This window comes from Vreelandella sp. ssv (assembly GCF_059448525.1).
This window is the reverse complement of record NZ_CM182545.1, coordinates 3,251,297-3,263,810: the sequence shown is the minus strand read 5'-3', so window position 1 is coordinate 3,263,810 and position 12,514 is coordinate 3,251,297. Positions and strand designations below refer to the sequence as shown.

Annotated in this window: 11 protein-coding genes; 10 read left to right on the top strand and 1 reads right to left on the bottom strand. The window is 55.1% G+C overall.

Translation table 11 applies throughout. The features are described 5' to 3' along the window. Nucleotides 1-183 precede the first annotated feature (183 nt). On the top strand, nt 184-963 hold the full coding sequence (gene glcC, locus AC5TBW_RS14805) for a transcriptional regulator GlcC (protein ID WP_495509302.1): 780 nt from the start codon (nt 184-186) through the stop codon (nt 961-963). Nucleotides 964-967: 4 nt separating this feature from the next. Here glcC and AC5TBW_RS14800 read toward each other — a convergent pair whose 3' ends face one another. Next, nucleotides 968-1,651 (bottom strand): GntR family transcriptional regulator, encoded by a 684-nt coding sequence (locus AC5TBW_RS14800; RefSeq protein ID WP_495509301.1) that lies wholly within the window; start codon nt 1,649-1,651, stop codon nt 968-970. Nucleotides 1,652-1,844: 193 nt separating this feature from the next. Between AC5TBW_RS14800 and AC5TBW_RS14795 the strand changes: the two genes are divergently transcribed. The 9 genes from AC5TBW_RS14795 to AC5TBW_RS14755 all read left to right on the top strand — a co-directional run bounded on the left by AC5TBW_RS14795 (nt 1,845) and on the right by AC5TBW_RS14755 (nt 12,470). Continuing rightward, on the top strand, nt 1,845-2,309 hold the full coding sequence (locus tag AC5TBW_RS14795; protein WP_495509300.1) for a GlcG/HbpS family heme-binding protein: 465 nt from the start codon (nt 1,845-1,847) through the stop codon (nt 2,307-2,309). 312 nt (nt 2,310-2,621) lie between these two features. Beyond that, nucleotides 2,622-3,599, top strand: coding sequence for a TRAP transporter substrate-binding protein (locus tag AC5TBW_RS14790; protein WP_495509299.1), 978 nt, complete (start codon nt 2,622-2,624; stop codon nt 3,597-3,599). Nucleotides 3,600-3,664: 65 nt separating this feature from the next. Beyond that, nucleotides 3,665-4,225: a TRAP transporter small permease gene (locus tag AC5TBW_RS14785; RefSeq protein ID WP_495509298.1), complete on the top strand. Its 561-nt coding sequence runs from the start codon at nt 3,665-3,667 to the stop codon at nt 4,223-4,225. 9 nt (nt 4,226-4,234) lie between these two features. Continuing rightward, nucleotides 4,235-5,518 (top strand): TRAP transporter large permease, encoded by a 1,284-nt coding sequence (locus AC5TBW_RS14780; protein ID WP_495509297.1) that lies wholly within the window; start codon nt 4,235-4,237, stop codon nt 5,516-5,518. Nucleotides 5,519-5,542: 24 nt separating this feature from the next. Then, nucleotides 5,543-6,349, top strand: a complete 807-nt coding sequence (locus AC5TBW_RS14775) for an enoyl-CoA hydratase/isomerase family protein (protein ID WP_495509296.1) — start codon at nt 5,543-5,545, stop codon at nt 6,347-6,349. A gap of 41 nt (nt 6,350-6,390) precedes the next feature. Next, nucleotides 6,391-7,578: a CaiB/BaiF CoA transferase family protein gene (locus AC5TBW_RS14770; RefSeq protein ID WP_495509295.1), complete on the top strand. Its 1,188-nt coding sequence runs from the start codon at nt 6,391-6,393 to the stop codon at nt 7,576-7,578. Between the two features lie 100 nt (nt 7,579-7,678). Beyond that, the gene (locus AC5TBW_RS14765) at nt 7,679-8,890 is read left to right on the top strand and encodes a pyridoxal-phosphate-dependent aminotransferase family protein (RefSeq protein WP_495509294.1); all 1,212 of its coding nucleotides are present in this window, start codon (nt 7,679-7,681) and stop codon (nt 8,888-8,890) included. Nucleotides 8,891-8,908: 18 nt separating this feature from the next. Continuing rightward, nucleotides 8,909-11,911, top strand: a complete 3,003-nt coding sequence (locus AC5TBW_RS14760) for an FAD-binding and (Fe-S)-binding domain-containing protein (protein WP_495509293.1) — start codon at nt 8,909-8,911, stop codon at nt 11,909-11,911. A gap of 34 nt (nt 11,912-11,945) precedes the next feature. After that, the gene (locus AC5TBW_RS14755; protein ID WP_495509292.1) at nt 11,946-12,470 is read left to right on the top strand and encodes a gamma carbonic anhydrase family protein; all 525 of its coding nucleotides are present in this window, start codon (nt 11,946-11,948) and stop codon (nt 12,468-12,470) included. The last annotated feature ends 44 nt before the right edge of the window (nt 12,471-12,514 follow it).

The window sequence follows — 12,514 nt, the reverse complement described above, 5'->3', positions numbered from 1 at the left end:
AACGTTGAAAATTTAGGCGCATATCGCCCAACTAACATGGCCTCAATTTGGGCTTTTTTTATCCATCTGTCTAGGTCGTGGTGCATTGGTCTGACCAGTAATTAGTCGACCATGAGGTCTTCTTTGTTTAGTACTGGGTTGAGTACTGGCAAGCTGAACATACAGACCATCAGGAGAGCCAGCATGCCAGTGGAGAATCAAGCCTTGTCACCCGGGGTGCGGATGCCGGATCAGGTGGCTACCCGGCTTGAGCGTTTAATTCTTGATGGCGTTTTTCGCCCCGGCCAACTGCTTCCTTCCGAACGGCGCCTGTGTGACCGGTTGGGTGTATCCCGCGCTTCGCTGCGCGAAGGGTTAAGGATTCTACGCAGCAAGGGGATTATCGATACCCGTCAGGGCCATGGTTCGACGGTGGCCACGCTACTGCCCGTAGGCAATCAAAGCCCCTTGATGCACCTATTTAAAGACCATCCGCGCACGCTGTTTGATCTGTTAGAGGTGCGCGCCCTGTTAGAAGGGGAGTCGGCGCGGCTGGCCGCGAGTCGAGGCACCTCGGCTGATCGGGTGCTGATCACTCGACGCTATCGTGAAATGGCCGATTACGCAGAAACCGCAGAGGCGATAGACGTCGAGCGACTTGCGCGGCTCGACCATGCCTTTCATTTGGCGGTTTCTCAGGCGTCGCACAATCCGGTATTGGTGCATACGCTACAGAGCTTGACCGATTTACTGCTTAGCTCGGTCTTCGCTTCGGTTAAGCACCTTTACCACTTGCCAGTACCTCGTGCGATGATCAATCAGCAGCATGCCCAACTGCACGATGCGGTGGTCAGCGGCGAGGCGGAGCAGGCAAAACATGTAGCACTGGAGCATCTATCCAGCATTAGCCAGCTACTGCGCGATTTGGAAGAGGAGCACGAACGGCTAGAACGTTCCTCCATGCGCCTTGACGAGTGGCAATAACGAATTAGCTGTTGGCCACACTTTTATCATCTTCTGTGTCGATCACCCCCGCTAACGTGGCCACTTCAATCTTATTGCAAAGGTGGTCACGTAAAATTTGGCCGAGTAATTGGCTGTCGCGCTTCTCAAGCGCGGCCATCATATTTTCATGATCTTTTACTGCCTGACTCCAATAGCGCTCGGTCATCTTCTTGGAGTAACGCACGCGCTTGATGCGCTGACTTAGATTGCTGTACATCTCTTGCAGAACATCGTTATTGGACGCCGCCAGAATGCTTTCGTGAATCTGCCGGTTCACCTTGAAATAGGGCGCTAGCTCCCGGTTTCGGTAGTGTTCCAACATGGTGTCGTGTAACTGGCGAATGGCGGCAATTTCGGCGTCGCTAATGTATTGGCAGGCAAGCTCGCCTGACAGACCTTCTAGTGCGGCCATCAGGTCATAGGTGTCTTTAACGTTTTTTAAGGTTAACCGCACCACCCGCGCGCCGCGATTGGGTAGCAGCTCAATCAGGCCTTCGGTGGCAAGCACTTTCAATGCCTCCCGCAGCGGCGTACGCGATACGCCGAAGAGATCGCAAAGCTGCTTTTCAGAGATACGTTCACCGGGAAGCAGCTCACCGTGCTCAATCAGATCGCCAATTCTATCAGCCACTTCGCGATATAAATTGCGTTGCAAGATCTTTGTCATTCGTAAGTTCCTTGTCAGCGGCTCGCTTGGGTGTTTTCCAAGCTACCCAGGCCACCTGGACCAATAAGAGCGCGATGTCATCTTCGTATAGTGGCTATTGTTCATATGATCTGCAAAAGTAATTATGAATTCAATATTCCTTTGGTGGCGCTTTGCCCCCACTGCTCACTAACAATGACAAAGGTGAAACCAAATGGCCGGACAAGTATTTCATTGCAGCGTACAGCTCACCAGAGAGCAGGGCAGAAAGATAATCGATGGTGCCATGGCGTTGGCGCGGGCATCAAAGTTGCCGCCGTTGACTATCGTGGTACTAGATGGCGGCGGCAATCTAGTCGCTGCTGAACGTGAAGATGGCTGTGCGCCGCTGCGATTTCCGGTAGCCAAAGGTAAGGCTTACTCCTCATTGGGTATTGGAGTTGCCAGCGGCGTGTTAGGTGAACGCAATGCCGAGCGCACAGCCTTTGTTGCCAGCGTAGCCGCTGCCTCACAGGGGCATTTTGTAGCTGTCGCTGGCGGGGTGCCCATTCTCAATAAACAGAGCCATGTGATTGGCGCTGTCGGTATTAGCGGCGCCTCGTCAGAGGAGGACCAACAGGCTGCGATTGCAGGTATCGAGCTTGCTGACCTGGGCTGGGGGCTGGAGCCGAGCGAGTGAGTTAGCAGGGGAAATCATTAATCTAAGACGGGCAGATGGCTGGTGAAGCCACTGCCCGTTTTTTTATCCTAATTGGTTTTTTTTTGTTCCTTAGGAAACAAGCTGTTGCAGCGTTATTCTTTGGTCGAGACGAAAGTTTAATACCTAATTTTGAATTTTGAATTCAAATTGATGTGGGGGATGATCCACGGGTAAGCGCCTAGCAACAATAAACAGGGCTGCTCAATCGACTCCTTTTGCAGGTGCCATCGGATGCCCGAGCAACGATGGTGATATTGCTAAAAACAACAAATGGTTCACCTGGAGTTCACTATGAAATTGCTCAAAACAGCACTCGCAACGGTCGTTGTAACCTTGGGTTTGCAGGCTGCCGCTGCCAACGCAAACACTGAAGTTCGTCTTGGTCATGTGGGTGGCCCTGGCTCTCTGTTTGAAATATCCGCTAACCGCTTCGCTGAGCTGGCTAATGAGCGCCTGGAAGGCGTCGCCGAAGTTAACGTTTATGGCAATAGTCAGCTCGGCAGCGATGAATCGATGATGCGCCGCTTACGCCTGGGTTCGTTAGACCTATCGTTGCCTTCAACGGTGATGAGTTCGGAGTCTGATCAGTTTGCGCTGTTCGAGATGCCTTACCTGATTAAAGACCGTGAACATATGAAGCGTGTACGCGAAGAGATCGTTCGCGGCCCACTGTATGACGCTGCTGAAGCGCGCGGTTTCAAAATCATTGGTGTTTGGGAAAATGGGTTCCGTCAGATCACCAACAACGTACGCCCGATCGTCACACCTGAAGACCTCGCCGGCATCAAACTGCGCGTTCCCGGTGGTACATGGCGTATTGATATGTTCCGTAGCTATGGGGCTGCGCCTTCCCCGATGTCGCTTTCAGAAGTGTTTGTTGCCCTGCAAACAGGTGCAATGGACGGCCAGGAAAACCCCTTTATTCAGACCTACTCCTCGCGCTTTCATGAAGTGCAAGACTACCTCTCGATCTCCAACCACGTTTACACCCCAGCTTACCTAACGGCTGGCGCTAGCTGGAGCCGCCTGCCCGAGGAAGTACGCCAGGTACTTGAGGAAGTCGCGGTTGAAATGGAGGACTTCGTACTTGAAGAAGGCCAACGCCTGGATGATGAAACGCTCGTAAAAATGCGTGATGAAGGCATGGAAATTAACGAAGTTGACTTCGATGCCTTCGTTGATGCCTCTGAAACCATCTACAACAAATTCGCGGAAGAAGTGGATGGTGGCCAGGAAATGATTGACGCCGTGGCTGCTCTACGCGAGTAAGCAAAGCGCCATTCTTTAGAGGTGCGTCGCTACTTGGCGGGGCGCCTCGCCTTTCGGAGGTCTCAATGAGTACTTTTACAAAGTTCAAGAACGCCTATTTTGCGTTTCTTGAAGGCATCGTGGTCTTTCTGGTCATTGCGCTTGCCGTTGTCGTCACGCTCGGCTTTGTGACCCGCTACTTGGGCTCACCGCTAAGCTGGTACGACGAACTGGCCGCCGCGTTGCTCGCCTGGGTGACCTACTACGGCACGGCTTTAGCAGCCGCCAAGGGCGCGCACATTACCTGCCCAAGCGTCTTAAATATGTGCCCGCCTTCAATTCGGGTGCCGATCGCGCTGTTAGCTGAAGCCATCACGATTGGTTTCTTCATTTTCTTGGGCCTTGCCAGCTACCAAGTCATGTTGATTCTCGAAAACGTCGGCATGGTCAGCCTCCCTGAAGTGTCGATGCAGTTGGTGCATTCTGCGATTCCCGTTGCCTCCGTACTGTTCATTATCGCTGAACTGTTGCGGCTGCCTGACGTGCTTAAAAGCGCGCGCGGTAGAGGCTTTATTGACCATGAGCTTGAAGAAGCCGGTATCGACGCGGAAGAAGTCGCCACCGTCAGCACGCATCAGCGAGGATAAGTAACTACCATGGTCATACTGTACATATTTCTAGCACTGATAGTCCTTATTCTGATTAACGTGCCGGTGGCGGTTGCCTTGGCGCTGGTAGGAACGATTGCCACCTTTATGACATACGGCAACATGGCGATGCCGACGGTGGGCATGACCATGTTTGAAGGGGCTACCAACTTCCCGCTCATTGCCATACCGCTGTTTATTTTAGCGGGTGCGATTATGAACGCCTCGAGCATATCGCGGCGCTTGATTGACCTGGCCATGGCGATGGTGGGGTTTATCAAAGGCGGCCTAGCCATGGTCACTATTGGGGCATCGGTTTTTTTTGCTGAAATCTCTGGATCGGCAGTCGCCGGTGTGTCGGCAATCGGTAGTATTTTGATCCCCGCCATGCGCAAAAAAGGCTACTCAAAAGAGTTTGCGGCCTCTATCTCCTCCTCTGCGGCAAGCCTGGCGATCATTCTGCCGCCGTCTATCCCCATGATCCTTTATGCGGTGATGTCGGGCGAGTCGGTCGTACAGATGTTCGTGGCGGGGATTTTGCCGGGCTTGTTGGGTGCGATGGGCTTAGCCGCGATGTGCTACTACCTGGCACGCAAGAATGACTTCCCCTCTGAAGGCCGCTTCCGGGTTTCGCAGCTCTGGATTGCCTTTAAGGAAGCTATTTGGGCGCTGTTGATTCCCGTCATTATTTTGGGCGGTATCTTTGGTGGCTTTGTCACCGCGACTGAAGGTGCAGCGCTGGCGGTATGTGTCGCCATCTTTATTAGTGCAGTGGTGTATCGCGAATTCACCATCAAGAACTTCATTGATTCTTGTAAAAGTGCTGGCGTGCAAACTGCGGTGGTGATGCTGCTGGTGGCGGCGTCCGCAGTGGTCGGTGGCTACCTCACCGAGACCCGTGTGCCTCAAGAAATCGCCATGCAAATCAGCGAGCTAACCAACAATAAATATCTCATTTTGGCACTGCTCAATGTCATTTTCCTGATTTTGGGGATTTTCCTGCACTCAGCCGCGGCGATCATTCTGGTGGTGCCCATCGTGTTGCCGCTGGTAATCGAGGTCGGTATTGACCCTCTACACTTCGGTTTGATCGTGACGCTGAACCTTGCCATCGGTCAGCAAACACCGCCCGTGGCCAGCGTGCTGATTGCGTCATGTTCAATCGCCAAGTCAGATGTATGGGCCACGTCCAAAACCAATTTGTGGTTTATCGCCGTCCTGTTCGCTGTGTTAATGATTAACACCTATATCCCCGCGTTTGCGCTGGCATTAGTCAACTTTGTTTATGGCTAAGCACGCGCTATCCAGGAGAAGCTGATGAACAACACAGACAAACAACAGCACGTTGACAGCGTTACTTATGACGTTCGCAACGGCGTGGCCTGGATTGGTTTTAACCGTCCCCAGAGTCGTAACGCCATGACCTGGGAGATGTATGACGCCCTGGAAAAATACTGCGATCAGCTGGCAGAAGACGACGCCGTGTATGCCGTGGTTTTACATGGTGTCGGTGGTGAAGCCTTTGTCGCCGGCACCGACATCAGCCAGTTTGCAGGATTTACTCAGCCTGACGACGCGATTGGCTACGAGCGACGCATTGATCGCGTGGTAGGCAAGCTGGAAACCTTCCCCAAGCCAACCCTGGCGTTGATTGAAGGTGCTTGTGTGGGCGGCGGTGCGGCCCTGGCCCTGGTATGCGATTTCCGTTACGCCACCCCAACGATGAAATTTGGCGTACCGATTGCCAAAACGTTGGGCAATACGCTCTCGATCAATAACGTGTCTCGCATGATCGACATGCTTGGCGTTGCGCGGACCAAAGAAGCGCTGATGATGGCGCGCCTATTCAGTGCTGACGAAGCCCACGCTGCCGGTTTGGTAAACCAGCTGTTTGATGCGGAATCGATTTACAGCGAAGTGGCAGCGCTAGCGGAAGCCTTTGCCAAGCGGGCGCCGTTGACGCTACAGGCCAGCAAGGCGCTGATTGGACGCGCGTTGGAACAGCGACGCCTTTCTGCAGATGCCAGCGATGACTGGGTAACGACTTGTTATATGAGTCGAGACTTTGCTGCGGCGGTGGATAAATTCGTCAATAAAACGTCGTTTGAGTGGTCTGGCCACTAGTTTCGGACACAGCGTAAAACTACTAACCGGGAGGAAAGCGCATGCTTCCCCTACAAGATATAAAAGTGCTGGATGTGTCGCAGATCATGGCAGGCCCTTATTGCACCATGGTGCTGGCCGACATGGGTGCCGAGGTGATCAAAGTCGAGAAGCTCAATGGTGGTGACGATAGCCGCCAAATGGGTCCTTACGTCAATGGCGAATCGACCTGTTTTTCACAGATTAACCGCAATAAAAAGAGCATATCGCTCAACCTGAAGGATGAGCGGGCCAGACAAATCTTTTACCGCTTGGCGGCTGATGCGGATGTCATCGTTGAAAACTACCGGCCAGGCGTAACCAAGTCGCTGTCGATTGATTACGACACCATCAAAGCAATCAACCCTGGCATCGTTTACTGCTCTATTTCAGGCTATGGCCAAACCGGGCCCTATAGCCACAAAGGGGGCTTTGACCTGGTGGCACAGGGGATGACAGGCCTGATGTCGATGACCGGTGAAGAGGGCAAGCGCCCGCTGAAAACCGGTATTGCGGTTTACGATATTGGCGGTGGTCTGACGGCGGTCTACTCGATCCTCGCTGCCTGTATCCACAAGATGAAAACCGGTGCCGGCCAGCACATTGATATCGCCATTACCGAGTGTGGTTTGCCCTGGTTTACTTGGGAAGCGGCGGCTTACTTCTCTGAAGGCACCGTGCCTGGACCAACGGGCTGGCGCCATCGTGTATCCGCACCTTATCAGGCAGTCAAAGCCAGCGATGGCTATTTGATGCTCGGCTGCGCCAATCAGCGTACCTGGGAACGCTTCTGCCAGGACGTACTTAAACGCGAAGAACTCATGCAGGACCCCCGCTTTATTACCAATCAGGATCGCGGACAGCACGTTGAAGAGCTGGAGGCGCTGCTCGAAGAGCTGATGGCGAATCAAAGCGTTGATGAGTGGCTAACTCTATGTGACAGCGCGGGTGTGCCTGCCGGGCCAATCAACGACTTTGCCCAGGCCATGCAGGATGAGCACTATTTAGCGCGCGGTATGGTGCAAGAGATGGAGCACCCGGTGATAGGCAAAATGAAAACCATCGGATTTCCGAGCAAATTCTCAGAAACGCCGTCGCAAATTCGCAGCCCGGCGCCGCTCTTCGCCCAGCACACCGACGAAGTGCTCGATAGCTTAGGGTTCTCCGGCGCTGAGCTTGACGCTTTACGTGCTGAAGGATGTATCAAGTAGCGCTTTTTTGATGTGAATAATTGCATTCATTATCCATTTTTAGCAACGCTAATCGGCCGATCCAGCCGCGAGCTCTACAACAACAAACAGGAACGTCATCATGCTAAAACTTAATTTTCACCCATCCGGCCGTCACTTTTTGCAAATTCCTGGCCCTTCGCCGGTGCCAGACCGTATTTTACGGGCCATGAGCCTGCCCACGATCGATCACCGCGGTCCTGAGTTTGGCGCTTTGGGCCTTGAGCTGCTGAGCAAAATTCAAAAAATCTTTAAAACCGAGAACCCGGTGGTTATCTACCCGGCGTCGGGCACCGGTGCCTGGGAAGCTGCTTTGGCCAATACCATGTCACCGGGCGATAAGGTACTGATGTTCGAAACCGGACACTTCGCCACGCTGTGGCACAAAATGGCCCTGCGTTTAGATATCCAACCTGAGTTCTTGGGCCTGCCAGGCTACGAAGGCTGGCGCCACGGTGTGCAGGCCGACATGATCGAAGCGCGCCTGAAAGAGGACACCAATCACGAGCTGAAAGCTGTTTGTGTAGTGCACAACGAAACCTCGACCGGCGTGACCAGCGACATCGCCGCCGTGCGTAAAGCCATCGACGCGGCGGGCCACCCGGCACTGCTGATTGTCGATACCATTTCTGGGTTGGCCAGCGCTGACTACCGCCATGATGAGTGGGGCGTTGATGTCACTGTCTCCGGCTCGCAGAAAGGCCTGATGCTGCCGCCGGGCATCAGCTTTAACGCGCTTTCACCTAAAGCCATCGAAGTCAGCAAACAGGCGAAACTACCCAAAAGTTTCTGGGCCTGGGACGAAATTCTCGAAGCCAACAAGAACGGCTACTGGCCCTACACGCCCAGCACCAACCTACTGTATGGCCTGAATGAAGCACTGGATATGCTGTTGGATGAAGGCATGGACAATGTGCTGGCACGCCACCAACGCTGGGCCGCTGGCGTGCGCGCGGCGGTAGAGGCGTGGGGGCTTGAGATTCAGTGTCAGGATCCGTCGGTTTACTCGCCGGTGCTGACCGGCGTGGTAATGCCGGAAGGCGTCGATGCAGATGCGGTGCGCAAGATTATCTATGAGCGTTTTGACCTTTCATTAGGCATGGGGCTGGGTAAGGCCAAGGGCAAAATGTTCCGGATCGGCCATTTGGGCGACTGCAACGATTTAACGCTGATTGCCACGCTCGGCGGCTGTGAAGCGGGTATGAAGCTGTCGGGCGTTAACCTTAAAGGCAGTGGCGTAACGGCTGCTTTGGACTACTTTGCCGCCAACCCGCTTAACGCAGGCAAGCGCTAAACGACGGGGGAGAGCCACATGACGTCTCTGACGAACCAACAGCCGTCCCGCGATGCCAAGATTAAACCGCTCGGCGAACTCGCCGAGCGTTTATCCCGAGAGATGGCCGGGGAGGTGCTGTTTGACCGGGCTACTCGGGGGCGTTATTCGACCGACGCTTCTATTTATCAGGTGACGCCAGTAGGCGTGGTTATCCCGCGCCATCAGGAAGACCTGAAAATCGCTCTGGATATTGCCCGTGATGCCAAGGTGCCGATTTTGGCCCGGGGCGCGGGCACCAGCCAGTGTGGGCAAACCGTCGGCGAAGCGCTGGTCATCGACACTACCCGTTGGCTCAATCAGGTGATTGAGTTTGACGCCGAGGCGCGCACCGTGGTCGTCGAGCCAGGCATTGTGCTGGATCACCTCAACGCCTGGCTCAAACCTCATGGGCTCTGGTATCCGGTGGATGTTTCCACCAGCGCCCAGTGCACCATTGGCGGTATGGCAGGCAATAATTCCTGCGGGTCGCGGTCGATCTACTACGGCAATATGGTGCACAACGTGCTGGGTGTGGACGCGCTATTGGCTGACGGCAGCGCGGCGAGTTTTGGTTTCGTTGACCGCTTCGCGGAAGGCTCGCGTGAGCAGCGTCTTGCCCAGCAGGTGAGGGCAATTGCCGAGCGTGTGGGCCCGGAAATTCGCGATCACTTCCCCAAGGTGCTGCGCCGGGTGGGGGGCTACAATCTGGATCTGTTCGATTGCCAGAACCCGATGCCCTACGACCCTGATGGACGCGCCAACCTAGCCCACCTGCTAGTGGGTTCGGAAGGCACGCTCGGGGTCAGCCAGCGTATTAAACTCAGGCTTTCCCCATTGCCCGAGCAGAAGGTGCTGGGCGTGGTGAATTTCCCGACCTTCTATCAGGCGATGGATTTCACTCAGCATATCGTCAAGCTTGGCCCCACGGCGGTGGAGCTGGTGGACCGCACCATGATTGAGCTGTCGCTGGAGAACCCAGCGTTCCGTCCGGTCATTGAGAAGGCGCTGATTGGCAAGCCGGAAGCCATTTTGCTGGTGGAGTTTGCCGGTCACGATCATGCCGCACAGCTTGACGCGCTGCGTGGGCTTAATGAATTGATGGGCGATTTAGGTTTGCCGGGCAGCGTGGTGGATATGCCCGAGGCCGCCGAGCAGAAAGCGCTATGGAACGTGCGCAAAGCCGGGCTCAACATCATGATGAGCATGAAGGGCGACGGTAAGCCGGTCTCTTTTATTGAAGATTGCGCGGTGCCGCTCGAACATCTGGCCGAGTACACCGAAAAACTCACCGAGGTCTTCAACCGCTACGGCACTGAAGGCACCTGGTACGCTCATGCCGGTGTCGGCACGCTACACGTGCGGCCGATTCTCGATATGCGGCGGGACGGCGCAGAGAAAATGCGCGAAATTGCCGAGCTGGCCTCCGCGTTGGTGCGCGAATACAAAGGCGCTTACTCCGGTGAACATGGCGACGGTATTTGCCGTGGCGAGTGGGTGGCGTGGCAGTTTGGCGAAACGGTCAACAATGCCTTCCGCGACATTAAGCAGCTGTTTGACCCTGAAAACCTGTTCAACCCCGGCAAAATCGTCGATACCCCCAAAATGGACGACGAGCGCTATTTTCGTTTTCCCAAGTCTTACACCACTATCCCGCTTACCCCGGTATTCGATTGGTCCGCCTGGAATGTGAAGCGCGACCCGCTCACCGGCGAGCAAACAGCACCGGGTACCGGCGGTGATGCGACCCATGGCTTGGCCATGGCGGTGGAGATGTGCAACAACAACGGCCACTGCCGCAAGTTTGACGCAGGCACCATGTGTCCTAGTTTCCGGGTCACTAAAGATGAGCAGCACCTGACCCGCGGCCGTGCCAACACGCTGCGCTTGGTGCTCTCCGGGCAGTTGGGCGAAGCAGGGCTCGCCAGCGACGACGTAAAAGAAGCACTGGATCTCTGCGTGTCGTGTAAGGGGTGCAAGCGGGATTGCCCGACCGGCGTCGATATGGCGAAGTTCAAGATAGAGGCGCGTACCGCCCGGGCCCGTGTCAAAGGCTTATCGCTACGTGATCGGATGGTGGGTGAGATGCCGCGCTATGCGCCCTGGGCCAGTAAGTTTTCTGCCCTGGTGAATGGCGTCGAACGGGTGCCGTTTCTGGCTAAACAGATCAAGCAGGCGTTAAAGCTGGCGCCCCAGCGCTCGCTGCCGGTGTTTAACGGTAACTTCCTCGCCAGTGCCGAAGCGTCTCGGCAGCCAGTCTCCTCGGAACGGGAAGTGCTGCTGTTTGTGGATACCTTCAATAACTATATGGAAGGCGATAACGCCAAAGCCGCCAAGCGGGTGCTGGAAGCAGCGGGCTACCGTGTACACCTCAATGTGACCAAAGGACAGCGGCCACTCTGCTGCGGGCGTACTTACCTCTCTTCCGGTCAGTTTGATAAAGCCAAGGCGGAGGCCAAGCGTACGCTTGAACACCTGATGCCATTTGTAGAGCGCGGGGTGGCGGTTGTGGGTCTCGAACCCTCTTGCTTACTTAGCATGCGCGATGAATTCCTACAGTACGGCTTTGGCGAAGAGGCGAAAGCGTTGTCGGCATCGGCCTATCTGTTTGAGGAGTTTCTGGTCAAGGCGCGTGCCGAAGGTCAGCTGCCCCTCGAACTCAAGCCGCTGAGCTACGAGCGGGCGTTGCTGCACGGTCACTGCCATCAAAAAGCTTTCGATGCGCTGCGCCCCGTTGAGCAGGTGCTGGGCTGGATTCCGAACCTCTCCATCGAGACTATCGAGTCTTCCTGTTGCGGCATGGCGGGTAGCTTTGGCTATGAAGCAGAGCACTACGACGCCTCGCTCAAAATGGCGGAACTCTCGCTTTTACCGGCGATTCGAAAGGCGGATAGCAACGCCGTGTTGATTGCCGATGGCACCAGCTGCCGCCACCAGATTCACGATGGCAGCGGGCGCGAAGCGATTCACGTTGCTCGATTGCTGGAACAAGCGCTAGCCTGAAGGCGGAATACCCATAACAAACCAGGAGGTTAACGTGGCACTTTATCAATACGGCGAGCATCGCCCCGATGTTCATGACGACGTTTACATTGCGGAAACGGCGGATGTTATCGGTCAGGTTACGTTAAAGGCGCGCTCAAGCGTTTGGTATCAAGCCGTGTTGCGCGGTGATACCGACCATCCTGAAGTAGGCGAAGAGAGCAATATCCAGGATGGCGCCGTACTGCACGCTGATCCAGGCTTTCCGCTCAAGGTAGGTAAAGGCGTAACGGTAGGGCATCAGGCGATGTTGCATGGCTGCACCATCGGTGACGGCTGCCTGATCGGTATCCAGGCGGTAGTGCTCAATGGTGCAGTGATTGGTGAGAATAGCCTGGTGGGTGCCGGCGCCTTTATTAAGGAAGGCGCGGTATTTCCGCCCAACTCGTTAATCGTTGGCTCGCCGGCCAAGGTAGTGCGGGAGCTTTCCGAGGAAGTCGTTGCGGGACTGAAGCAGAACGCTCAAAGCTATGTGGAACGCGGCAAGCTGCACAGCCAGCAGTTAAAGCGTATCGATTAACGGGTAAATCCAGCGGTGCTAAACAGCAAACCCCCAGGCCTTGG

What these genes read in the sequence shown, in the direction of transcription:
- glcC (WP_495509302.1), top strand. Translation starts at nt 184, where the DNA reads ATGCCAGTGGAGAATCAAGCCTTGTCACCCGGGGTGCGGATGCCGGAT.
- AC5TBW_RS14800 (WP_495509301.1), bottom strand. Translation starts at nt 1,651, where the DNA reads ATGACAAAGATCTTGCAACGCAATTTATATCGCGAAGTGGCTGATAGA.
- AC5TBW_RS14795 (WP_495509300.1), top strand. Translation starts at nt 1,845, where the DNA reads ATGGCCGGACAAGTATTTCATTGCAGCGTACAGCTCACCAGAGAGCAG.
- AC5TBW_RS14790 (WP_495509299.1), top strand. Translation starts at nt 2,622, where the DNA reads ATGAAATTGCTCAAAACAGCACTCGCAACGGTCGTTGTAACCTTGGGT.
- AC5TBW_RS14785 (WP_495509298.1), top strand. Translation starts at nt 3,665, where the DNA reads ATGAGTACTTTTACAAAGTTCAAGAACGCCTATTTTGCGTTTCTTGAA.
- AC5TBW_RS14780 (WP_495509297.1), top strand. Translation starts at nt 4,235, where the DNA reads ATGGTCATACTGTACATATTTCTAGCACTGATAGTCCTTATTCTGATT.
- AC5TBW_RS14775 (WP_495509296.1), top strand. Translation starts at nt 5,543, where the DNA reads ATGAACAACACAGACAAACAACAGCACGTTGACAGCGTTACTTATGAC.
- AC5TBW_RS14770 (WP_495509295.1), top strand. Translation starts at nt 6,391, where the DNA reads ATGCTTCCCCTACAAGATATAAAAGTGCTGGATGTGTCGCAGATCATG.
- AC5TBW_RS14765 (WP_495509294.1), top strand. Translation starts at nt 7,679, where the DNA reads ATGCTAAAACTTAATTTTCACCCATCCGGCCGTCACTTTTTGCAAATT.
- AC5TBW_RS14760 (WP_495509293.1), top strand. Translation starts at nt 8,909, where the DNA reads ATGACGTCTCTGACGAACCAACAGCCGTCCCGCGATGCCAAGATTAAA.